General features: G+C 42.8%; 20 protein-coding genes. 5 read left to right on the top strand and 15 right to left on the bottom strand.

Features of this window, described 5'->3' with window-relative positions; all coding sequences use genetic code 11:
• Window positions 1-52 precede the first annotated feature (52 nt).
• The 6 genes from ACS8FC_RS05980 to ACS8FC_RS05955 form a co-directional block, all read right to left on the bottom strand.
• The gene (locus ACS8FC_RS05980) at window positions 53-1096 is read right to left on the bottom strand and encodes an NAD(P)H-dependent flavin oxidoreductase (protein ID WP_439296156.1); all 1044 of its coding nucleotides are present in this window, start codon (window positions 1094-1096) and stop codon (window positions 53-55) included.
• Between the two features lie 251 nt (window positions 1097-1347).
• Window positions 1348-1725: a DsrE family protein gene (locus tag ACS8FC_RS05975; RefSeq protein ID WP_439262580.1), complete on the bottom strand. Its 378-nt coding sequence runs from the start codon at window positions 1723-1725 to the stop codon at window positions 1348-1350.
• A 153-nt stretch (window positions 1726-1878) separates the two neighbouring features.
• On the bottom strand, window positions 1879-2421 hold the full coding sequence (locus ACS8FC_RS05970; RefSeq protein WP_439296155.1) for an acyl-CoA thioesterase: 543 nt from the start codon (window positions 2419-2421) through the stop codon (window positions 1879-1881).
• A gap of 48 nt (window positions 2422-2469) precedes the next feature.
• Window positions 2470-3630 carry a YheT family hydrolase gene (locus ACS8FC_RS05965; protein WP_439296154.1) on the bottom strand — a complete coding sequence of 387 codons (1161 nt, stop codon included), beginning with the start codon at window positions 3628-3630 and terminating at the stop codon, window positions 2470-2472.
• Between the two features lie 197 nt (window positions 3631-3827).
• Window positions 3828-4859 (bottom strand): YheT family hydrolase, encoded by a 1032-nt coding sequence (locus tag ACS8FC_RS05960; protein ID WP_439296153.1) that lies wholly within the window; start codon window positions 4857-4859, stop codon window positions 3828-3830.
• A gap of 60 nt (window positions 4860-4919) precedes the next feature.
• Window positions 4920-5516 carry a YigZ family protein gene (locus ACS8FC_RS05955; RefSeq protein ID WP_439296152.1) on the bottom strand — a complete coding sequence of 199 codons (597 nt, stop codon included), beginning with the start codon at window positions 5514-5516 and terminating at the stop codon, window positions 4920-4922.
• Window positions 5517-5739: 223 nt separating this feature from the next.
• Here ACS8FC_RS05955 and ACS8FC_RS05950 point away from each other — a divergent pair, with 223 nt between their 5' ends.
• Window positions 5740-6444: a pseudouridine synthase gene (locus ACS8FC_RS05950; RefSeq protein ID WP_439296151.1), complete on the top strand. Its 705-nt coding sequence runs from the start codon at window positions 5740-5742 to the stop codon at window positions 6442-6444.
• A 399-nt stretch (window positions 6445-6843) separates the two neighbouring features.
• On the top strand, window positions 6844-7920 hold the full coding sequence (locus tag ACS8FC_RS05945; protein WP_439296150.1) for a disulfide isomerase DsbC N-terminal domain-containing protein: 1077 nt from the start codon (window positions 6844-6846) through the stop codon (window positions 7918-7920).
• A 115-nt stretch (window positions 7921-8035) separates the two neighbouring features.
• Here the strand turns inward: ACS8FC_RS05945 and ACS8FC_RS05940 are convergent, their stop codons facing one another.
• Window positions 8036-8695 carry a DUF2939 domain-containing protein gene (locus ACS8FC_RS05940; protein WP_439262569.1) on the bottom strand — a complete coding sequence of 220 codons (660 nt, stop codon included), beginning with the start codon at window positions 8693-8695 and terminating at the stop codon, window positions 8036-8038.
• A gap of 387 nt (window positions 8696-9082) precedes the next feature.
• Between ACS8FC_RS05940 and dnaJ the strand changes: the two genes are divergently transcribed.
• Both dnaJ and dapB read left to right on the top strand, forming a co-directional pair.
• Window positions 9083-10219 (top strand): molecular chaperone DnaJ, encoded by a 1137-nt coding sequence (gene dnaJ, locus ACS8FC_RS05935; RefSeq protein WP_439262567.1) that lies wholly within the window; start codon window positions 9083-9085, stop codon window positions 10217-10219.
• Window positions 10220-10547: 328 nt separating this feature from the next.
• Complete coding sequence (gene dapB, locus ACS8FC_RS05930; protein ID WP_439262565.1) at window positions 10548-11378, top strand: 4-hydroxy-tetrahydrodipicolinate reductase; 831 nt, start codon at window positions 10548-10550, stop codon at window positions 11376-11378.
• A gap of 194 nt (window positions 11379-11572) precedes the next feature.
• Here dapB and ACS8FC_RS05925 read toward each other — a convergent pair whose 3' ends face one another.
• The 8 genes from ACS8FC_RS05925 to erpA all read right to left on the bottom strand — a co-directional run bounded on the left by ACS8FC_RS05925 (window position 11573) and on the right by erpA (window position 20159).
• Complete coding sequence (locus ACS8FC_RS05925) at window positions 11573-12748, bottom strand: type III PLP-dependent enzyme (RefSeq protein ID WP_439262628.1); 1176 nt, start codon at window positions 12746-12748, stop codon at window positions 11573-11575.
• 140 nt (window positions 12749-12888) lie between these two features.
• Window positions 12889-13443 carry a peptide deformylase gene (gene def, locus ACS8FC_RS05920; protein ID WP_439262563.1) on the bottom strand — a complete coding sequence of 185 codons (555 nt, stop codon included), beginning with the start codon at window positions 13441-13443 and terminating at the stop codon, window positions 12889-12891.
• A 228-nt stretch (window positions 13444-13671) separates the two neighbouring features.
• Window positions 13672-13926: a GlsB/YeaQ/YmgE family stress response membrane protein gene (locus tag ACS8FC_RS05915; RefSeq protein ID WP_439262561.1), complete on the bottom strand. Its 255-nt coding sequence runs from the start codon at window positions 13924-13926 to the stop codon at window positions 13672-13674.
• A gap of 386 nt (window positions 13927-14312) precedes the next feature.
• The gene (mpl, locus tag ACS8FC_RS05910) at window positions 14313-15854 is read right to left on the bottom strand and encodes a UDP-N-acetylmuramate:L-alanyl-gamma-D-glutamyl-meso-diaminopimelate ligase (RefSeq protein ID WP_439296149.1); all 1542 of its coding nucleotides are present in this window, start codon (window positions 15852-15854) and stop codon (window positions 14313-14315) included.
• Between the two features lie 263 nt (window positions 15855-16117).
• Window positions 16118-16780, bottom strand: a complete 663-nt coding sequence (locus tag ACS8FC_RS05905) for a copper resistance protein NlpE (protein ID WP_439296148.1) — start codon at window positions 16778-16780, stop codon at window positions 16118-16120.
• Window positions 16781-17213: 433 nt separating this feature from the next.
• Window positions 17214-17735 (bottom strand): disulfide bond formation protein B, encoded by a 522-nt coding sequence (locus tag ACS8FC_RS05900; RefSeq protein WP_439296147.1) that lies wholly within the window; start codon window positions 17733-17735, stop codon window positions 17214-17216.
• Window positions 17736-17801: 66 nt separating this feature from the next.
• Entirely contained in the window at window positions 17802-19376 is a 1575-nt protein-coding gene (gene gshA / locus ACS8FC_RS05895) for a glutamate--cysteine ligase (RefSeq protein WP_439262554.1), read from the bottom strand.
• 402 nt (window positions 19377-19778) lie between these two features.
• Entirely contained in the window at window positions 19779-20159 is a 381-nt protein-coding gene (gene erpA, locus ACS8FC_RS05890) for an iron-sulfur cluster insertion protein ErpA (RefSeq protein ID WP_299218789.1), read from the bottom strand.
• Window positions 20160-20702: 543 nt separating this feature from the next.
• Between erpA and ACS8FC_RS05885 the strand changes: the two genes are divergently transcribed.
• Window positions 20703-22724, top strand: a complete 2022-nt coding sequence (locus tag ACS8FC_RS05885; protein WP_439296146.1) for an ATP-binding cassette domain-containing protein — start codon at window positions 20703-20705, stop codon at window positions 22722-22724.
• Window positions 22725-22779: the final 55 nt, after the last annotated feature.

The following is a 22779-nucleotide window of genomic DNA, read 5'->3' as shown; positions in this document are numbered from 1 at the left end:
TACAATTTTTTAACGCTTCTCAGGGTTAAAAACTGGGCCTACGCTAATTAAATTACAACTCTTTTACCAGTCGCTCTAGCAATTCAATCGTGCCTTCTTGTCTGACCAAAGCGACTCCTTGTCCTGCCCATAAAGACTGATGTTCTGCATCAAGAGTCTTTTTTGCATGGGCACGCAAGTCTTTGGTCATGGCATTTAATTGTGGGTAAGGCGGTAGCTCATGCGCGTTTTCAAATTGCGCAAAATCACGTAAATAATCATTTAATAAGCCGCGTGCCTGCTTACCTGAAAACAGCCGCGTTAAGCGTGTTTCGCTACTGCGATTATCTTGACTGGCATCGAGTAGCGCCTGTTTATAGGTAGCATTGATACCGCACTTATCTGTGGTCAAAAATGCCGTACCGATTTGTGCCAGCTCAGCCCCTGCTGTTTGAATTGCTTTGATGGCTTGCCCAGTCATAATCCCACCCGCAGCGATTAACGGAATATCGGTGCAAGCCCGCGTTTGACTAATCAGCGTCAATAATCCCATTGGATCGTTTGCGCTTTGTGGCAACCAACCACCGCGATGTCCACCAGCTTCTACCCCCTGCACGCATACTGCGTCAGCGCCAATCTCTGCCCATGCTTTTGCTTCCAATGGATGATTGGCGGTACCGATGACGCGTGTGCCTAGACTCTGTAAATGCTGCACTTGCTCGGCGCTGATAATACCAAAGGTAAAGCTGGCTACAGGGACGGGATTGTCATAGAGCACTTGTAGTTGATCTGCAAAGCTTAGCGCTGGTCGTTCAGGTAACGCCATTTCTATATTTTTTTCTTGATAGAAATTACTTAGCCAAGCAGGAATCTCGCTATCTAACGTACTGGAGTCATGCTCAGACAACACCATCAGATTGATCATAAAAGGGCGGTCGGTGAGCGATTTAATAGTGTCAATTTGCTTATCCAAAACATCTGGCGCCGTCGTGCTAGACCCCAATGATCCCAATCCGCCAAAGTTACTGACTGTCGCCGCCAGCTCGGGCGTGGTTGCTCCTGCCATCGGTGCTTGAATGATAGGGCAGGCTAAATTAAGAGTATTCATTAAGGTCATGATGGGCTTCCTTGTTATCTTATTATGAGATTTGCATGACTTACTTTAACAAAGCCAGACAGCTTGCATGTTAGATAATGTGTATTTAGTTGTTCAATAAAAGGAGCAAATTTTGGCTACAAGATTGTAGTTAAAATAGTTGACTACGGTTTTGTAGTTAAGTGATACGTCAAAAAATAAGCCAGTTCCCCAAACCATCAAAAAGACAGTTAAGAAAACCAGCCCATTTTCACAACTTCAATTCTTAAGTTTTAGTTCAACTGCAAAGACCCCTTCGCATTCATCAATAGCTCAACCACATCATCGCCGCTGATGACGGTAAAGCGCTTATCGATGTCTGACTCTTCCACACCGCCGTGTTTCATACAGGCACCGCAGACTAAGACGTTACCACCTTTCTCTACAAACGCTTCTAGCAAATCCTTAGCAGGGTCGAACGGATCGCCAATATCGACGTTATCCAAAGCGTTCGGCAATGCTAGGTGTACCGCGTCTACCATCAGTATCACTGATGCAGAGTGACCTTTTTTAAGCGCGACACCTGCCATCGTAAAGGCTAAAGTAATTTTGCCTGGGTTTGACTCACTATTATCAAATAGCGTTCCAACGTAATCCGTATTATTAACCATTTTATTTTCCTTATTAGACTATATTTAATGGAATGTTCTACTCACTAATATCCTAACAATTATTATACGTATTTGTATAATGTAATGTTGTGGAATAGTAGTCTTAAGGTTAACTGGCTGCGAAAGATTATCAAAAATAAATTTACAGTTAGCCTAACCTAAAGGCGGCCATGGACGGTCATCATCACTCTCAATCCATTCTGCTACATAGCCAGTCGGCGGCATACCCCAATCAGACTTACCCATCGCATCCAGCACTTCTTGAGTTTCAATCACGCGCCCTTTGCTAGTGACGCCTGTCCGTAGTAGGGCAGACGAGCAGGGCTTGCCTTTCACCCACATTGATTGTTCCACGTAAATCCAGCGCTCATCAATAGCAGCGACGTGCGTCTTAATCGTGACCTTATCAAAAGCGCGAATGCGTTTGCGATATTGTACGGTGCTGCCAGCTACGACCAGCCCCCAACGTTTATGTAGTAATTGTTTACCAAGGCCAGTACGAATGGCAAAGTCAGTACGTCCCAAATCGAACAACGTCAGCACGCGACCATTATTCATCTCTAAAAAATTATCAATGTCTGTCAAGCTACAGTGAATCTCAATCTCGCTGGTATCTGCTAAGTCTAGTTGATCGGCTTTTTTATTAGCGATGACAGCCCTAGTGATAGATTTAGCATAACGGAAAAATGGATACATGACAGACTCTCAATAGTTTAGGGCTTAGGGTTAAGGCTCATTAGATGGTTATTCATGGGATGAAGTGTTTTCAGATGAAACATTATCAAGTGAAATATCGTTAGACGGAATGCCAATTGAGTGAAAAAAAGCGCTAACGGTTTCAGGTATCCAATTGATATCGAATTTTGAGGTCTTGGTTTTTTTACCATTCTTTTTCGATTGCTTAGAGCTGGATTTCACCTTGTCGGCCTGTTTGCTAGCTGAGCGATAACGCAGGTAACCAATATGTCCACCATGCTCGGTATCAAGGATAGTGACGCTATCAGAGACATCGCCTTGAGTGGCGGTAAAGCCAATAAAGGGATCATCTTTGGCACTAATCAGCAGTAGCGGATGGGTAACATTTATTAAGTAGGGTAGAGCTGATGAGGAGTGGTAATAGTCGTTTTTGGAGCGATAGCCATGACGCGGCGCGGTAAAGATATTATCAAAGTCACTGATACGATTGACCGACTTGATAGAGGCAATTTCCTCTACGGTGATATCATTTGCCAGTGCTTTCTTGATAATTGGATTGAGTAAATACGGCGTATAAATACGATGACTCAAGAAACTATGCATACTTAGAGCAGCTGACGACATATCGACAGGAGCGGAGATGACCACGGCACCCTCGCATAGCGCTTCATCACCATATTCACCCATGTATTTTGCCAGCGCATTACCGCCTAGCGAGACGCCTACCGCATAGATATGGGCATATTGCTCACGTAAATTCTGCAGCATGTGATGCACCTCTTCAGTGTCTCCAGCATTATAAAAGACGCGCCCGTTGGCCGGAATACCGCCACAACTGCGAAAGTGTGCCACTACAAAGTGCCAGCCATCGTTATGCATTTGATAGGCCAATGCGCGCGCATAATGGCTATCGCTACTACCTTCCATTCCGTGAAATAGCACGACTAAAGGTGTTTGCTCAAGTGTACCGTCGTTCGCTGCTTCTATTGGATGCGCATCGTAGAAGTCATAAGCAATGTCAGTCTCACACAACGAGTCTTGCTTGACTGCCCGCCGATACTTTGGCACTTCTGGCGCAAAAAACTTGGGCAAGATACTTTGCAGATGAGGATTAGTCAGCCAAAATGGTGGCTTAAAAGGAGCAGGAGCGAATGGCTTTGCGGTATTTGAAGGTTTTGAAGTTTGCTTTGAAGGTTTTGAAGTTTGCATAGGTCAGTCTTATATAAGTTGTTATCAAAAACAGTGACTTATCATACCGACTGACAGGGTTAAAACCAATGGTTTTCAGTGAACGCTTGGTTACTTAAAGATGGTTACTAAAATGGTATTAACTAGTCTAATATTTATGACATGGTTAAGGTCTGAGTAAAATTAATAGGAAGAGGATTGCCGCAAAGGGCAGTTATTTAAGCAGACGCAGCAGCGTTAAAAAACTGTAGCGCTATTTCTGGCACCCAATTGGTATCTAACCCTTTGTCTTTCCAACGTACAAAGCCAATGTGGCCACCATGCACCGGCTCGTACAATATCACGCTGTTTGAGACATCACCTGCCGTAGCATTAATACCCAAAAAAGGGTCGTCTTTAGCCGTGATAATCAGGGTTGGTTTGCTAATTTTATGCAGGTGCGGCATCGCCGAGGCTTGGCGATAATAGTCATAAGGCGAGCGGTAACCTAGGCGCGGCGCGGTAAAGGCCTCGTCAAACTCCTGAATGCGCTCGCTGGCGGTAATTTTATTGAGCTCTGTAACATCTAACTGCTGACTCAAAACCTTGGTCAGCATAGGGTTTAGTAAATAGGGTGTATATAGCCTGCGACCTATGAGGTTTTCCATCGCCGTTGTGGCTGATGCCAAATCAAGGGGCGCTGATACCACTGCTGCGGCTGCACAAATGGCATCATCACCATAATCTGCCATATAACGTGCCAATAAGTTTCCCCCTAGTGAGACTCCCAAAGCATAAATAGTTTCGTAGCGCTCGGCCAATACTCCCAGCGTATGATGGGTCTCTTCGCTATCACCAGCATGGTAGACCACCTTATCGGACATTGGCACGCCGCCGCAGCCACGAAAATGTCCCACTACAAAGTGCCAGCCTTGCTGCTTGACATAAGTGGCTAACGTCCGAGCATAATGACTGGCACTACTGCCCTCCATCCCATGAAATAATACTATCAATGGCGTTTTGTAACGTTGATTGTGTTCTGGTTGTGGCTCACTATTATCGATGAAATCATAAGCCACTTCACTGATTTGATGAGAGTCTAGTATTAGCTCGCGACGATAGGCAGGATTATGTTTGACAAGGACAGTAGGCAGGATGGTTTGTAAGTGGGCATTGCTGAGCCAAAAAGGCGGCTCAAAGGGCTCAAAGTTAAAAGTATTACCATTGATAATAGGCGGGGTTTTCAATTCTGCTAGGTTAAGTACTGGCATGGCAACTCTCTTGGTTTGACTGATTATTTTATTGCTATTTATTTTGAAGACTAGCGGTGATTACTCATCCTCTAGCACCCGTCCATCCATTGCCAGACGCTCTTTTAAAGTCTCAATATCAGCTTCAGCAATAGTCACGGTTAACGTAACCTGCTTACTATAATTTACGTCATCAATACTGCCATTTAAGCTTTCTACTACGTAGCGACATTGCGCTTCAGTAGCGAACTCTGCCAGTATTTGTACTTGAGCCATTGGTACATAAGGGCGCAATATCATCTCATCCACTGCCGCTTGCGCAGAGCCTGAATAAGCACGAGTCAGGCCGCCAGCACCCAGTTTAATACCACCAAAATAACGCACGACGATAATAATAACGTTACCGATAGACTTGTGCTGTAGGACGTTTAAAATAGGCCGACCTGCTGTACCGTTGGGTTCGCCATCATCATCAAAGCCTGCGCTCGTTGTATTGTCAGGGTCACCAATGATATAAGCCCAGCACCAATGACGTGCATCAGCATATTGTTCACGTAGCTGTTCCACGTGAAACATGGCTTGTTCTCGCGTGGTGACCGGATAAGCGTAAGTAATGAATTCAGATTTCTTGATTTCAAGACGAGCAGTGATGGCTTTTTGCAGGGTGTGATAACTCATATAATTAATCCAATCTGAAATTAGACATAGTGCCACTAGAAATAAATTTTGCGTAGCCTCTGTCTGCGTAGGCACAGCACGCAAGAAAAAATATTTTCAGTAGCACGTTAGCCCATATCGCAGTTTTGTTTTTAGCGTCTATATTGTTTTGATGATACACCTAGGTTTAGATGGGATATGTTAAACTTGCCTCACTATAACAAAACTAATGGTAGCAAATAGCATGCGTTTAGATAAATTTATTAGTAAAGCCACGGAACTGTCGCGCAAAGAATCCAAAAAAATTCTGCACGCAGGCGAAGTCACCGTCAACGACGAAGTTATCAAAGATCCTGGTGTACATGTCGATATCATTAACGATGATGTCATGTGGGTAGGCGAACCACTGTCAGTGGCGACAGGCAATCGTTATATTCTATTGCATAAGCCAGAAGGCTTTGAATGTACGTTAAAGGCTAAAGAATACCCTGTCGTTACCGAGCTGATCGCAGTACCAGAATTAGGCAGTTTGCGTATCGCCGGACGCCTCGATGTGGATACTACTGGGGCGTTACTGATGAGTGATGATGGCGGTTGGCTACATCGGGTGACCAGTCCTAAACACGAGCACGCAAAAGTCTACGAGTTGACCTTAGCAGATCCGATGGACAGCGAGGCGCAAGAAAAAGCTATCAAAAAGGTCGCTGAAGGTATTTTGCTAGAAGGGGATTACGAGCCGACTAAACCTGCGACACTCGAGTTCATTGATGAGATTCATGCTCGTCTGACGTTAGAGCAAGGCAAGTATCATCAGGTCAAACGTATGATGGGTTATTTCGGTAATAAGGTCGTTGAACTACACCGCGCCAGTATTGGTCATATTACATTAGAAGGTTTGGATAAAGGGGATAGCCGCTTTTTGACAGAAGAAGAAGTCGCGAAATTCTAGACTTTATGTAGCAGAAAAGTTGCCTCATACTCTTTCCAACATCCACTCGTAAAAAGCCAGTTACCCAAAACAACTATCAGCAGCAGGCACCGTATCGGTCGTCTGTTTGTTGATGTTGCCTGTCTCTTAAAGCTGGGTAGCAGTTTTGCAAAATAAAGCACTCAGCGCTTATCAAGTGCTTATAAAAATCTGCCAATGTGCTACAGTCTCAGCAGCTTAATTAATCTACTTTTTTACATAGTGTTGCTGTTTTCAATATAATCTTCTAAATATAGTTTCTTGTTTTAAAATTAAGAAATAAAGAACATGAATTAAAGTTCTTAATTAAAAGACCTTAATTGAAGAAAATTTAGAAGTTTTGATTCAGTAATCTACTACGAACTTGATAGGACAACGCTTGTGAAACGACCTGTATTAAAATTTGCTAGTCTTATTAGTACCATGTTATTAGTGACGACTGCCTGCGCTGAGCCAACCGTTAAGAACTCCATAAGTAAAAGTACGAGTCAAAACACTAGCCAAAACGCAAAGAATACAACAGCAACTGGCGAAGTTAGTGCTGCTATCGATAGTCAGCTACGCCAAGTGCTGACCCAAGCTGGTATTAAGACGCAAATTACTTCTATTTCGCCATCTAATTTACCTAACATGTATCAAGTTGATCTTGCTGGTCAAACGCCATTACATATTACTGCTGATGGCAAATACGTTATCCAAGGCGAGCTACAAAAGAACCCAAGCAAGCGTGTCGTGACCAAAACCCCAGCGCGTAGCAATAGTGCGCAAATAGGTATGCCAGTAAGCGCTGCGGTCAAATCTGCGGTACTTGCTAATATGAATGAGCTCAAAAACATGAGCGCTAAAACACCGTTCTTTTATACCGCGGTACCGGGCGTGCTTTGGGGCGCGACTTTAGAGGGTGTACCATTTTTATTATCCGATGACGCGCAATATATTACAGATGGTGAAATATCCGTCATTGAGAATGGTCAGTTTACCGGACTGGATGAAGAGTTTGAAAAGCGTAAAAACCAGTCGGTGTTTAAAACCTTAGATGACAAACAACTAATAACCTATCCAGCGACTAGCGCTGAGAGAGCCGTTATCTATGTAGCCGACGATGTGAATTGTCCTTATTGCCGCAGATTGCATCAACAACTACCGATGCTGAATGCAAAGGGCGTAACCGTAAAAGTCATCGGCTATCCAATATATGAGCAGTCACCGGCGCAAATGCGTGGTATTTGGTGTCAGGCAGATGATAGCAGTCGTCGCAAGGCATTTGATAAAGCCATGCTAACGGGTGCGATGACACCTGCATCAGCTAGCTGTAGCGCAGATTATGTGACACCGAACCGTGAAAAGGCAGCTGGACTGGCCGTTATAGCCACGCCTGCAATCTACCGTGAAGATGGGGTGCTCTATCAAGCCAGTTTTGAGAGTCCTGAGTTCTTAGAGTTCTTGGGAGTCAAGTAGATACCTCTGTCATTCTTCTTAAAGAAGATCGTCAATAAAAACCGCCTTATAAACTATGTTTATAGGGCGGTTTTTTATTGTATTTTATTCAAGATTTACGGCAGGACTAAATAACTTATGGCAACACGACATCTACGATTTTCCAGTCGATAAGGCCTTCACGCTGCATCTTTATAGTAATCGGGTAGCCTTTGACTTGACCACTAATGGTAAAGCAATTAAGACCACAATAGTTTAAGGTCGGCTTATCGCTGTCTGTCCCTTGAGCTGCCTGCTGCTCTAATTGGGCGGCTTGCTGATTCATCATCTGCTGCACTTGTTGTTTGACTACGATATCAACATCACCGCGATGAATAATCAAGTCCTGGATAAGGTTTTTAAGATCAATTTGATTGCTAGAGATTGCCCAAGCGGCGGCAAGCTCTTTGGTCGCAGTATTGGCTTGTCCTTGAGTATTGATCAGCCTCTCGATATTTTGCGGAGTAACTGCGCTATCTACTGCCTGCACAATAAAGCTATTAGCCGCTTTTGCCAGAGGCTCACCGCCAAGCTCTGCAACTAATGGGTACTGATTCATTGTATTGGAAAATCTACTGGTCAGTTGGGTCTTTATATTGGGCCGTACTCGGTCGTAATTGATGGCAGCCGCAATAGTCGCACCATCTTTATCATCATAAGCATTTTTGAGCTGATAGGCGCTGTAATAAGGCGAACCTGCATAAATAGCGACTATAATGACGACCAATAATGTAAACAGTGTTATAAGCTTTTTCATTGATTGGGCTACCTTTTAGCGGACTTGATATTATCAATATGGCGATAAATACTAGCATGACTTTGGTCAATATAAGTGTGAAAATGTTACGTAGGTTTGCTGCCTGAGTAATGACTATATAAGCGTTGATACAGCAATCAATAATTTAATAATTTGGTAACTTGATAAATCAACTTAGGGTCTCCATTAATAGCGCAAACATATATTAATTGATTTGGTTAAAGCAGCACACCGCCATTTTAACTCGCAATTTTCATATACTTCCTACATTTTTATCATATAGCTAATGTTTCATGTGAAACATATGCAGATGCCTAATTGTAAGAATTAACATGGTGGTTGATGAATTTGCCCGTTGGCGTGACTGTAATGACGAGAGGAGAGCCCATGAGTAAGCGTGATTTTTATGAAGTATTAGGCGTCAGTAAGACTGCAGATAGCAAAGAGATCAAACGTTCATACCGCAAGCTGGCAATGAAGTATCATCCCGATCGTAATTCTGATGATCCTGAAGCTGAAGAAAAATTCAAAGAAGCGTCCATGGCATATGAAGTCTTGAGCGATGCAGACAAACGCTCAGCCTATGATCGTATGGGTCATGCTGCCTTTGAAAATGGTATGGGCGGTGGCGGCTTTGGCGGGGCAGGCGCAGGTAACTTCCAAGATATCTTTGGCGATATCTTTGGAAACTTCGGCGATATCTTTGGTCAGTCACGCGGTGGCGGCGGCGGGCGTTCACGCCGTGGTTCTGATCTGCGTTATGTAATCGAGCTGACACTAGAAGAAGCAGTACGTGGCTGCAAAAAAGAGATCAGCTTTACTGCACCAGCCCCTTGTGATACTTGTGATGGTAAAGGCGCAAAAGACGCCTCTGATGTGGTTACGTGTCAGACCTGTCATGGTCAAGGTCAGATTCGTATGCAGCAAGGTTTCTTTGCGGTACAGCAAGCTTGTCCACATTGCGGTGGCACGGGTAAACAGATTAAAAACCCATGTCCTGACTGTCATGGTGATGGCGTCAAAGAAAAGTCACGTACGCTAGAAGTTTCTATTCCAGCAGGGGTCGATGATGGTGATCGCGTACGTCTGGCTGGTGAAGGCGAAGCGGGCGGGGCAGGCGTGCAAAACGGCGACTTGTATGTTGAAGTACGCGTCAAACCGCACAACGTCTTTACTCGTCAGGGTGCGGATCTGTATATGGATGTGCCTGTTAGCATTACTGATGCAGCGCTTGGTAAAGAGGTCGAAATCCCCACTTTAGATGGTAAGGTAAAAATCAAAGTTGCTGAAGGGACACAAAGCGGTAAGCTATTACGCGTGCGCGGTAAAGGTGTCACACCTGTACGTACAACGATGCAGGGTGATTTGATTTGCCGAGTGGTCATCGAGACGCCGGTGAACCTAAATCGTGAGCAAAAGGACTTGCTACGCCAATTCCAAGATACGCTCGATGATGATAGCAAACATCAACAGTCGCCACATAAAAAATCATTCTTTAAGAAAATTGGCGAATTGTTCGACTGATAGATTGTGCAACTGATCGTTTGGCTTAATCAATCAATCTAAATATTTTAGCCCAATAGTTTCACGTGAAACTATTGGGCTTTTTAGTGGCTGTATAAAAAATAATTCATGCTATGATATTTGGTATAGGTTATCTATAGTCAGGTCAATATAAAAGAGATACAGTGAGACTGGGACAAATTTTGCGCAGCCTCTGTCAGCGTAGATACAGCATGCAAGAAAAATTTTCCCCAGTCTCGCGTCATAATCTAGTGTATCCATTTAATTTAGTATCAACTATATAACCTCAAAAATAACCATATAAAACAATAAGGCTTTAGGAAAGAATATGACTCAACAAGCGAAAGGACAATTTATCAATGTCGGCGTTATCGGGGCTGGCGGTCGTATGGGGCGTATGCTAATCGAAGCAGTGCAAGACAATCCGCAAACGTCATTAAGCGCAGCTATTGAGCGTCAAGGTTCCAGCTTAGTTGGCGCTGATGCAGGAGAGGTAGCCGCTATAGGACGTTTAGATATCAAAGTTGTCGATGACTTGAGTGCAGTAATTGATGACATAGATGTCTTAATCGACTTTAGCTTACCAGATGCCACCGAACAAAACATGCAAATTTGTGCTGAGCATCAGGTAGCGATGGTTATTGGTACGACGGGGTTTAGTACACAGCAAGAGCAAGTGTTGTTCGAGGCCAGCAAGCATACGGCCATTGTCTATGCTGGCAACTACTCTACTGGTGTTAATTTGTCATTGAAGCTATTGAACATGGCAGCAAAAGCATTTGGTACAGATGCTGATGTTGAAATCATTGAAGCACATCATAAGCATAAGATTGATGCTCCATCAGGCACCGCTTATATGATGGCGGAGGCTGTTGCAGAAGCACGTGGACAGAATCTAAAAGACGTCGCTATCTATGGCCGTGAAGGCCAAACAGGGGCACGTGAAATAGGTACGATCGGTATCCATGCTATTCGCGGCGGCGAAATAATTGGTGATCATACGGTCATGTTTATCGCGGATGGCGAAGTGGTTGAGATTACCCATCGAGCCCGCGCACGCATGACCTTTGCCGCTGGAGCCGTACGCGCAGCGACTTGGATTATTCAGCAGCAAGCTGGACAATACAATATGCAGGATGTATTGGGTTTAAATGAGTAGTTATCATCTATAACTTAAAAATGACTTAAAATATTAACCAGTCCTAAGCCTTAATGAATAGCCATTGCATATCTATCATCACTGCGTAGACCATAAGGGTCAGAGTTTTTCAGGTTAATAAACAAGCTATATAAAAAAGGGCGGTACTGCTCATCACAGTACCGCCCTTTTCTATCAATAATACCGACGAAATCTCAGTCAATATAGACCACTTCTAACGGCGGAAAGCCATTAAACTCAACAGACGAGTATGAGTTGGTATAAGCACCAGTCGTTAGCCAATAGATTTTATCACCAACTTCTAACTCTTCTGGCAATTGATAACCTGCTTCTTCATACATGATATCAGTCGAATCACATGTTGGGCCTGCCAGTACGACTGTGCCTTCACTGGTCGATGTTTCCATTTTTGGCGTATAGACCGGATATTTTATCGCTTCACCCAAGGTTTCGATCAAACCTTGAAACAAGCCGACATCAGTGTACACCCAGCGGGCTAAATCAGTATGCGACTTACGCGAGATGAGTACCACGTCACTGACTAAGACCCCTGAACCTCCAACCAATGAGCGTCCAGGCTCAAGGATAATCTCAGGCATGTCCTCAGCACTATAATCATCGCTTAAATAGCGTGTAATCTCTTCCGCATAGACCTTTACAGGATTGACTTCACTGATATAGTTGGCTGGAAAACCACCACCCAAATTGATCATTTGTAGCTTAATATCTTCTTCATTTTTCATCCAGTCAAACATATATTTGACCTTGGCAAGTGCATCATCCCATGCTGCTACGTCTTTTTGCTGACTACCTACATGGAATGAGATACCATAAGGTACCAAGCCCAAATCACGTGCCTGTACCAGTAGTTCAAGCGCCATATTAGGATGGCAACCGAACTTGCGCGATAATGGCCATTCAGCGGTATCTGAACCTTGTACCAAGATACGCACAAACACTTTAGAGCCAGGTGCCTGTTCGGCGATATTTTTTAAGTCAGCTTCTGAGTCGGTTGCATATAAATCAATACCTTTTTCAAAAGCATATTTGACATGTGCCGCTTTTTTAATTGTATTACCATAAGAGATACGGGACGCATCGACACCGCAGTCAAGAACGCGATCAAGCTCATAGATAGAAGCACAGTCGAAGTTTGAGCCAAGATCAGCCAGCAAGTTGATCACTTCCACAGCAGGACTGGCTTTCATTGCATAATGAATCTTAGCAGTCGGGAACAAATCTGCCATTTCAGCATATTTAGTTTTAATCCGACTCAAATCAACCACAAGCAAAGGCGTCTCACGACCTTCAGCAGCTTTAGTAAATTTTTTCCAGCCAGTAGGGTCAAAATATTGGTCAATTTTGATCATGGTCATGAGAAGAAGCCTTTAAGGTAAATAGAATAACGAGACAATAAATAGAGCTAATCTCTAGGAACAAAGATAGCTTTTGAAAACAGCCTTTAGAAAGAATCAAATAACAAAGAAAACAATAAACTAAGCGTCATAAGTTAAGCATTAGTTGTCTGCGTCTCTTTACTCACTTGTCTCTCGCCCTGTTTCTCACGTACTTTAAGTACTTTACGGACTTTGTCACGTGCGCGAGTCTGCTTTAATCTTGATAAATAATCGACAAAGATGACTCCATTTAAATGATCCATCTCGTGCTGAATACAGACAGCCAACAACCCTTCTACTTCTTTATCAATGACTTGACCATTTTCATCTATTGCCTCGATACGTACTTTATTGGGACGTTCAACCTTATCATAGACATCAGGCACAGAAAGACACCCTTCTTCATATGGTTGTTTTTCTTCTACTAGCGGTGTTACTTTTGGATTGATAAACACCATAGGTGAGTCTTTGTTTTCAGACAAATCCATAACGATCAGTTGAACATGCTGATCAACTTGTGACGCGGCTAGACCGATTCCTTCTGCGTCATACATAGTCTCGATCATATCAGTGATTAAAGTTTTGATCTCATCATCGACTTCTTTAACTGGCTTTGCGATAGTACGCAAACGTGGATCAGGATAACTTAAGATAGGGAGTAATGCCATGACGGAGCACCTCGATAATAGCGAATTGAATAGGCAATGTATTATAAGTTAAATAAGGGCAAAAGTGATAATAATCAACGGGTGAGCATATAAAAGGATGTACTAAGGTGTCACATAAGATACTAATAGCATCTAAAAAATAGCAATAGTATTTTGCATAAAAAAAGACCTTACATATGTAAAGTCTTTTATAGTGTCTGATAGATTATGCTATTTTATCTAAGCCTGTTATACACGGCGCTTGTTCACGATCATCTCATACAAAAATAGCAATATGATAGCACCGATGACTGAGAACAATAGACCAGTAAAGCCGCCATCAGCATCAATACCAATCAGTCCAGCGATAAAGCCACCTAGCATCGCACCAACGATACCTAATACGATAGTCATAATCCAACCCATGGGGTCACTGCCAGGTTTGATAGCTCGTGCCAATAGTCCTGCAACAAGACCTACGATGATCATCCAAATAAAGCTCATTATTGTTCTCCTAACGTATTACGAATAGTAAAATTTTATATGAATTTTTCTTAAGACTTTTCTAATGTTGATAGCAGCATTGTAAACATTTAATGTCAGTATAAATAAGCATAAAGTGTTACCAGTGTAGGTGCTATGTGAGAAAAGATAGCCATTTGCTATCTTGCAGATGAAATTAGTAAATGGAAGGTTACAAAAGTAATCTCAGTGATATGGATGTTACTAAGTAGAATCATACTTTTGTTCAAAAAATAAACAGAGAAAATGGAGCTTATAATAAGGTATAAAAAAGCGCTATCTTTAAACATAAAAATAGCGCATTTAAATACAAATCAATTCTATATGCTGTTAATTAGTTGCAATGAGTCACAACTCAACAAGAAGGGCTAAGTTTGAGCATTTAATTCATACAATGAAGCCAATAAACGCTGATGGATACCTTCAAAGCCTCCATTCGACATAATGACAATCGCATCACCCGCTTGTGCATGCGTCGTAACATGATTAATAATATCTTCTATACTGTTTATAACCTGCTGATTGCTGTTGTGTTTTGCTCGATCAATGACTTCTTGTAATCCCCATTCAAGACCAGCAGGCTCATACCAAAGTGTATGATCTGCTAGTGCTGCTGATTGGGCCAGGCTGTCCTGATGAATACCCATTTTCATGGTATTACTACGTGGTTCAATAATCGCCCATAGCCGTCTGTTGGTGAGTTTCTTTTTAGCACCATCTAAGGTGGTCGTAATCGCTGTCGGGTGATGAGCAAAGTCATCAAATACCAAAATGTCGTTAACATCTCCGATTAACTCCATTCGACGTTTAATACCTGCGAACGCTGATAGAGCGGCACATGCTGTCGTCACATCTACCCCGACGTCATAAGCTGCGGCTACTGCAACTAGCGCATTATTAACGTTATGCATACCGCTCATCGACCAATCAACAGTAGCACTCGCTGATGGATCAGCGTTAAAGCTTACTTTGAACTGACTACCATCTTCTGTCAACAGAGCTGCTTGCCAGTCACTTGCCCTAACTTCGTTCGTAGTGCTTTTTTTATCTACTGCTGCAATATTTGTAAGCCTCTCGTCCGTCACTGCGGTGCGCCAGACTGGTGTCCATACACCTTTAGCCAATGTATCTTCTAAACTGGCGGTCGCTGCTGGCATGATAATCTTGCCAGAACTTGGGATCATACGTACCATATGATGGAATTGAGTCTGGATAGCATTTAAATCAGCAAAAATATCGGCATGGTCGAATTCTAGGTTATTTAAAATAGCAGTCCGAGGTCGATAATGGACGAATTTTGAACGTTTATCAAAAAACGCAGAATCATATTCATCTGCTTCTATGACAAAATATCCCGATGTTGCAGATGTTGCAGATGTTGTACTATTACTTTCGATAGAGTTTGCAGCTTTATTGGACTCGCTATCTGCACCTAAGTAACTGCTGTGCGCAAATACGTTTTGCAGGCGCGCATCTGTCGTATCTACTAATGGCACACCGCCAATCAAAAACCCAGTATCGATGCCAGCATAGTGTAATATCCATGCCAGCATAGTAGTCGTGGTCGTCTTACCATGCGTACCCGCCACTGCCAATACATGCCGTGATTGCAATACTTGCTCAGAGAGGAACTGCGGGCCTGAAGTATATTTCATGCCTTGATCAAGCACATACTCAACGACATCCATACCGCGCTTCATTGCATTACCAATGACCACCAAATCAGGCGTTGGTTGCAAATGCTCTATAAGATAGCCTTCTTGGATAGTCACGCCAGCGTTTTGAAGCTGAGTCGACATAGGAGGATAGACACTAGCATCTGAACCTGTGACCTTGTGTCCAAGCTCTCGCGCCAATAAGGCCAATGAACCCATAAAAGTGCCACAAATACCAAGAATATGAATATGCATAGATGGTCCACGCTATGATGAGAAATTAAATGAAATCATACTGACAAGAATAAACAGTCAATAAATTAATTAAAAAAGATTTAGTATTTAACGGCTACTAACTTGTGCATGAATGTTAGCAGCGCTTATTGTAAAGTAAACACCAATAGATAACCAATAAAAAACGCCCAACAAGTAGGCGTAAATAGTCGTTGAGACAGTTTTAATAAAGTTGCGTCTATATTGATACGTATAGAGTTATATCCAACCCTATAAACGTCTGCTTATTTGAGTGACAAGGTGTAATCGGTGTTCAAAGTGTCATCATCATTTAACATAACAAGATGATTGTTTTCAATACGATAGCTCTCGATTTGATCGTTTTCATAAACAATAGTAATAGTGTCATTGTCTTGACGATAGATACCATATTCAGTAAGAGGTACTTTAGGGGTAGTTGGGTTTTCGTAGATGCTTGTCTTGGTGATTGAACCATCAGCGAACAAATTTAGGGTTACTGTAATACCAGAACAAAAAGAACATGGCAAAATACCTACATAATCACCAATCAAAGTCGCCTGTAACTCACTATCCATACTAGCATTTGAAATCATCGGAGTACGACGACTCTGTACATTGGTGTCAGGGCTATCAGGTTTGGCTGCTGCTAGTAAAGAGTCACCTTCATCAACGCTTACTACATCATCTGCTACAGCAACACTTTCACTATCACTATCTACCTGCACAGAATTATGCTTATTATCATGGCGGACTTTACTATCAGTTAAAGACTGTTTTATCGATGCATTGTGAGCAGCTGCAGTCGTAGATGACTGACTATCACAGCCAATCAAAATCATACAAAGCGGCAGTGGCAATAAAAGGCTACCAAAGCGTTTGATTAAGGAGACCACCATAAGCGGGGTAGGGATAAGTTGTTTCATCATATAAAAAAGAAAATAAAAGTTTATTTTATAATAAAAAAGCAAATTAGATATCTATCAGTGTTTATCTCAATAGTAGCGTCAATAAGTTACGGCAACGTTGTAAAAACGTCACTGGTTTCAATTAGTTAGATGTATCTCTTTTTGTATTTTAATACTTATTAAACGACCGCTTATCTGCCTTAAATACCACTTCTAAGATAAGTTAGGTTGAAAGTAGTCAAAGTTGACCGATAGACGACTGTATAAGAGGGATAAACGCTAGGTACCTTAACAAACCGATATTACTCTTATGTAGATGTTTTGTTAGGAGTAAGTAAAGTTAAACGAGATGAATTCTTGGTTGAACGCCTAAAGTGTTTTACCATGAATACGTTACAAGAAAGGATAAAAAACAAGACAAGAAAAAAGCACAACAATATTCGGGTTACTATTATTAAACTAGTGTCTTCACTGGGCGAAAAATACGCCACAATATCAATATATGTACCGACAACAGAATACTAAAAAATATTAATGATTGTTCAGGAATACTAAGTCCCATAAATGTCCAGTCGATAGTTGCGCACTCGCCTGAACCTGCGAACACTTCTTTTAGTACCTGCTGCATAGGCAAAGTATCGAGCCAGTAATCTAAACCTGGCCCACATGAAGGGACTTGGTCAGCGGGTAAGTGCTGTAGCCAAACATGACGTGCTGCTACGATTGTAGCCCAGCCAATACCCACCAAGCTACCAAGCCATAATAGCAAGCGTATCGCAATCGACTTTGGGTGAAACAAAGCGGCTACTAATGCAAAAGCGCCCATGACCATTAAGCCAATACGTTGAAAGATACAAAGTGGACAAGGAGATAACCCCATATAACGCTGTAAAAAAAACAACGCGTAACTCATACCAATCACAGTCATAAAGACCAAAAATACTTGTAAACTGCGATAATTGGTCAGTTTTTGCATGAGCGACATACTCTTATAAAATGGTTTATTTATCAGTAGGATGTATTAATAGTGGTCAATAATTTACTAACGATACTGCTGCAAAAAGTCTATAAAACTTTCAGTCTCAGCTGTTTCAACTTCTGCTTGCTGCAAAATAGATTTTTCTGCCAGCACCTCATATTTGGCTTGGGTGTTTGGACTAAGCGTCTGCTGTAACAATGAATCACGATGCTGCTGTGCCAAGGTAAAACCAAGCTGCCATAGACTGCCAAGTCTTTTGCTATCGGAGTTTACTTGTGCAGAAATGGTCGACTCAGGATGCCCTGCCTTTCCTTGCATCAACGCCACAGCTGCACGGTAATCATTACCGCCATAATGTGCATCGAGCAATGCTGCCAGTGGCTGCATACGTTCTAAATGTACCAGCATCCAGCTCTCAAGCAATTGCTCTTCACCATCATTGATAATGTGCAAGCCTTCACGACGGCCTTCATTTACCACGCGCTCAAGATTAATGGCCAGTGCTTCTTCTTCGTCAGGGAGCAGATCAGGGGAGTCGCTTAACAGACAGTACAGCGCCATCACTTCTAAGAAACAGGCGCTAGAAAGACGAATACCAATATCACTATAGGGGTCGAGATCGATGGCGCGGAACTCAACGTAGGCAATGCCGCGACGCTCAAGCGCTTCGGTTGGTGTCTCGCCACTCATGGCAATTTGTTTTGGGCGAATGGGGCTATAATACTCGTTTTCTATTTGCAAAATATGATCATTAATCTGAATAGGATTACCATTAGTATCATTTAAACCCAACGCCTTGAAACTCTCATGCGGCGTCTGAATAGCACGGCGTAACCCTTTGATATACTCAGGCAAGTTGTTATAGCGGATGTCTAGCTGCTCTTGCACACTATTGGTATAGCCAAGCTTGCCCATACGTAGGCTGGTGGCAGCAGGTCTATAATAAGTTGACTCATTTAGCAGCTCTAAGTCATGTTCACGTCCGGCCACAAAACAAGGACAAACGCTTGGGCTGGCGCCCAGTAGATATAGTACCAAACTGGTCAAGCGCTTAAAGTTACGGATAAGGCCCAGATATTTTTCATTCTTAAACTCTGTCAACGTTTGACTTTGTGCTGTTGGTATTTTAGCTTGCCAAGCTTCAAATAAATTATCACCGAAAGATAAGTTATAATGTAAGCCTGCAATAGCCTGCATACGGCGACCATAACGAATACCAAGGCCACTGCGGTATAAAGTTTTAAGCTTACCGGTATTAGAGCTACCATAATCAGCCAGCGGAATATCTTCATCTTTAGACGACAGCATGCATGGCATGGATAGCGGCCACATCAGCTCGCCTTCAGGGATACCTTGATAGACCAACACATGCAGCTGACGCAGCATATTTAACGTCTCTTTAGGAGAGGTCTTGGGATCAGTGATGAGCTCAAGCAGACTTTCTGAGTAATCCGTCGTAATAAACGGATGGGTGAGTTTTGAGCCAAGTTTGGTTGGGTGCGGTGTTTGCGCCAAAAAACCATCTGGCTTAACGCGCAAACCTTCTTTTTCGATACCGCGGAGCATACCCGCTAAATGCTGAGTGTCAAACCAATTTGGGATGTCAAAATTAACAAAGCTGCTTGCAAAATTACTCATAATAGTCATCTATTGTTATTTATTATGGCAGATCAAAACGCAACTGACGTTTGACCATAAAAGAGGTAAATATTAGGATGAAGAATTCCGTCAGTTTAGCTCAAAGCCGCTATGAAAACCACGGACAATTACAAATACAATAAGCTTTACCCAAGGCCAACTGACTGGATACCGACGAAAAAATAGGTTAAAAATAATAGCAAAAACCCAAACTCAATAGTTGTTTTTTATCTGTATTTTCTCATTAAATGTGCATTACTTTCTCAGAGGCTTCAGCCGACTCCAGCGTACTTATATGCTTAAGATAAAGTCTGAGACTAAAAAGCACCCAACAATAAGATAGGTGCTTGAAAAAATAATTTAAACAATAGCTAAATTGGCTGTCGATATAGAAGAAGCCATTTAGATAGAGAATGATGAACCGCAACCACAAGTCGTGGTCGCGTTCGGATTTGTCACGATAAAGCGTGCGCCTTCTAGGCCTTCAGTATAGTCCACAGTAGAGCCTTGTAGGTACTGATAGCTCATCGAATCGACAACCAATGTAACATCGCCATTATCAAAGTTAGCATCGTCTTCGTTTAGATCATTGGCAAAGTTAAAACCATAAGAAAACCCAGAACAGCCGCCACCAGTCACATAGACACGTAACATCAAGTTGCTGTCACCTTCCTCTTCACGTAGGCGACGTACTTTTTGGGCGGCACTATCCGTTAGACTTAAGATAGTGGGATCTACAGGCTGGCTTGAGCTTGGGCTAAATTGGTTGGCTGATTCGTTCATATCTACCTCAGTTGCTAGGATCAAATGCTGTTGTCGTCCTGTTTGGGTTTGCCACTAAAAGCTTGCAAAAAAAGATACACACGGCGTTTGATTTGATTGAGTGCTGTCATTATGGCAAAACTATTGGCGTATTATAAATATTATATTTGTATAATCACAGCACTTTGGTGGTTGCTGGCATCTGCCTTATTGCATTATATCATACTGGGGGTAGCGTTGGATTTGTCAAGAGTCATGCTGGATATCTTGACTTAATGACCCAAAGATAAGTAGTCATTATTGAAACTACTCCCAATACTGTACTGACGCTTTGATCATTATGAGATTGATACGACACTAAGAATACTAAAACCTGTGCATACGATTAAAAGCGTTATGTCGTTCTATAAGCTTTTTAGCATAAATTTGTTTGAATTTGAAATAGTTATTTAATCGTTTGCCTATCGGCTAGGCGTTTGAAATAATAGCCACCAATTAGCACGCCCTAAGTGTGTTTTTATTGCTGCTTTATATTTTATATTACTGTTGAGATGAAGAAGTCCTATGATCGAATTTAAAGACGTTGGTGTTCGCCGTGATGGTCGTGAGTTGTTTGCAGGCGCAAGCTTCCAGCTCCACCCGGGCCATAAAGTAGGCTTGACGGGCAACAACGGCACTGGCAAATCTACCTTGTTTGCCTTGTTACTCACGCAAATGGGCGCAGGCGATACCGAGGTTACCCTTGATAGGGGTGAGGTGAGTATTCCTGATAGCTGGCAGGTTGCCCATATGGCGCAAGAAGTCGGTGCCAGTACGCAGACAGCGATTGATTATGTCTTGAGCGGTGACGAGCAGTGGTATGAGATTAATGCTGCTTTGAATGACTTAAGCGCCGTCAGTGATGAGCAGATTGGCGTGTTGCATCAGCAGTTCGATGAAATCGATGGCTATCGTACGCCGACCAAAGCGGCGCAAATCATGGCAGGACTGGGCTTTAAGACAAGTCAGCATGAGCTGCCAGTAGAAGGGTTTTCGGGTGGGTGGCGTATGCGCTTAAACCTTGCCAAGACTCTGATGAGCCGTGCAGATTTAATGCTACTCGATGAGCCGACCAACCATTTGGACTTGGATGCTATTTTATGGCTTGAAACTTGGATCAATGCCTTTACTGGCCTAGTTATTGTCATCTCACATGATCAAGCATTTCTAGATGCGACCGTCGGTCATATTTTGCATGTTGAACAACAAAAAATCACTCTTTATACGGGTAATTATCAACAGTTTATTCGTACCCGTCATGAGCGTATGGCGCAGCAGCAGCAAGCGTTTGAGAAGCAGGAAGCTACCAAAGCTCATTTGGATGATTTTATTCGCCGCTTCCGTGCCAAAGCCAGTAAAGCCAAGCAAGCACAGAGCCGTATCAAGCAGCTTGAGCGTATGGCAGAGCTATCACCGATGATGGCGGACAACCCATTCTCGTTCCGTTTTTATGAGCCTGCTAATATGAGCTCACCGCTGATTGAGATGACGCAGGCTGATATTGGCTATAGCGATACGCCGCTTTTGTATAACGCAAGCGTACAAGTAACGCCTGATACTCGTCTAGGCCTGCTCGGTATGAATGGTGCGGGTAAATCAACGCTAATTAAGGCATTGGTGGGCGAGTTGGGTATTTTGACAGGCAGCTACCGTGTCTCAGATACATTAAAGCTTGGCTACTTTAACCAGCATCAGATGGATGCATTGGATGCAGCGGCCACCCCTCTACAAATGTTGCGCCGTCTAGCAGGCAAAACCTCTGACGCTGAGCTGCGCTCGTTCCTTGGTAGCTTCGACTTTCGCGGGGATCGTATTGACACCCCAAGTAAGCTTTTCTCTGGCGGGGAGCGTGCGCGCTTGACGCTGGCTTTGATTGTCTGGCAGCGCCCAAACGTTCTTGTCCTCGATGAGCCGACCAACCATTTAGACTTACAAATGCGTCAAGCGTTGACCATCGCGTTGCAAGGGTTTCAGGGGGCAGTGGTGTTGGTCTCGCATGATCGTGAGCTGATTGCGAATGTCTGTGATGAGTTATATTTGGTGCACGATGGCCAAATTGATGAGTTCAATGGCGATATCAGTGATTATGGTAAGTGGCTAGCAGAAAAACGTAAACAAGAGAATGCGCCAGATAAGAATACTGGCAAAAAGAAAAGTAAAAAAGAGAGTAAGAAGTTTGTTTCACGTGAAACAGATACTGGCTTAGTAAATAGTGAAACATCTACTGCACCAATAAAAGATAAAACTGCTCAACCTGCTCTTAGTAAAGATGAGCAGCGTAAGCTGGCGGCTGAACAACGTAAGCTAACAGCGCCTATTCGCCGTGACATCGAAGACACAGAAAAGGCTTTAGCTAAGATGGATAAGCAACTAATAACGTTGGAAGAAAAGCTGGCTGATACCGATCTTTATGAAGAGAGCCGAAAGTCAGACTTGTTACAATTGTTAGATGAGCAAAGTGCGCTACAGCAGCAGCATAGCGATAACGAAGAGAAGTTGCTGCTATCAATGACGACATTAGAGGAAATGGAAGCAAAATTTGACTAGGTGGCTTTAACGATTTAGCAAATGGTTGTTCGCTTATAATAATCATTATAGTAGC

The sequence above is a fragment of the Psychrobacter sp. 1Y4 genome (genome assembly GCF_051847555.1).
The sequence above is the reverse complement of the archived record's forward strand: the minus strand, read 5'-3'. Positions and strand labels throughout refer to the sequence as shown.

Coding starts and splice junctions, on each gene's coding strand:
- ACS8FC_RS05915 (WP_439262561.1), bottom strand. CDS start 13,926: ATGAGCTTTATTTGGATGATCATCGTAGGTCTTGTTGCAGGACTATTG.
- ACS8FC_RS05975 (WP_439262580.1), bottom strand. CDS start 1,725: ATGGTTAATAATACGGATTACGTTGGAACGCTATTTGATAATAGTGAG.
- ACS8FC_RS05950 (WP_439296151.1), top strand. CDS start 5,740: ATGCGTTTAGATAAATTTATTAGTAAAGCCACGGAACTGTCGCGCAAA.
- ACS8FC_RS05905 (WP_439296148.1), bottom strand. CDS start 16,780: ATGATGAAACAACTTATCCCTACCCCGCTTATGGTGGTCTCCTTAATC.
- ACS8FC_RS05925 (WP_439262628.1), bottom strand. CDS start 12,748: ATGATCAAAATTGACCAATATTTTGACCCTACTGGCTGGAAAAAATTT.
- ACS8FC_RS05955 (WP_439296152.1), bottom strand. CDS start 5,516: ATGAGTTATCACACCCTGCAAAAAGCCATCACTGCTCGTCTTGAAATC.
- ACS8FC_RS05970 (WP_439296155.1), bottom strand. CDS start 2,421: ATGTATCCATTTTTCCGTTATGCTAAATCTATCACTAGGGCTGTCATC.
- ACS8FC_RS05940 (WP_439262569.1), bottom strand. CDS start 8,695: ATGAAAAAGCTTATAACACTGTTTACATTATTGGTCGTCATTATAGTC.
- def (WP_439262563.1), bottom strand. CDS start 13,443: ATGGCATTACTCCCTATCTTAAGTTATCCTGATCCACGTTTGCGTACT.
- mpl (WP_439296149.1), bottom strand. CDS start 15,854: ATGCATATTCATATTCTTGGTATTTGTGGCACTTTTATGGGTTCATTG.
- ACS8FC_RS05980 (WP_439296156.1), bottom strand. CDS start 1,096: ATGACCTTAATGAATACTCTTAATTTAGCCTGCCCTATCATTCAAGCA.
- erpA (WP_299218789.1), bottom strand. CDS start 20,159: ATGAACGAATCAGCCAACCAATTTAGCCCAAGCTCAAGCCAGCCTGTA.
- dapB (WP_439262565.1), top strand. CDS start 10,548: ATGACTCAACAAGCGAAAGGACAATTTATCAATGTCGGCGTTATCGGG.
- ACS8FC_RS05900 (WP_439296147.1), bottom strand. CDS start 17,735: ATGCAAAAACTGACCAATTATCGCAGTTTACAAGTATTTTTGGTCTTT.
- ACS8FC_RS05965 (WP_439296154.1), bottom strand. CDS start 3,630: ATGCAAACTTCAAAACCTTCAAAGCAAACTTCAAAACCTTCAAATACC.
- ACS8FC_RS05885 (WP_439296146.1), top strand. CDS start 20,703: ATGATCGAATTTAAAGACGTTGGTGTTCGCCGTGATGGTCGTGAGTTG.
- gshA (WP_439262554.1), bottom strand. CDS start 19,376: ATGAGTAATTTTGCAAGCAGCTTTGTTAATTTTGACATCCCAAATTGG.
- ACS8FC_RS05960 (WP_439296153.1), bottom strand. CDS start 4,859: ATGCCAGTACTTAACCTAGCAGAATTGAAAACCCCGCCTATTATCAAT.
- dnaJ (WP_439262567.1), top strand. CDS start 9,083: ATGAGTAAGCGTGATTTTTATGAAGTATTAGGCGTCAGTAAGACTGCA.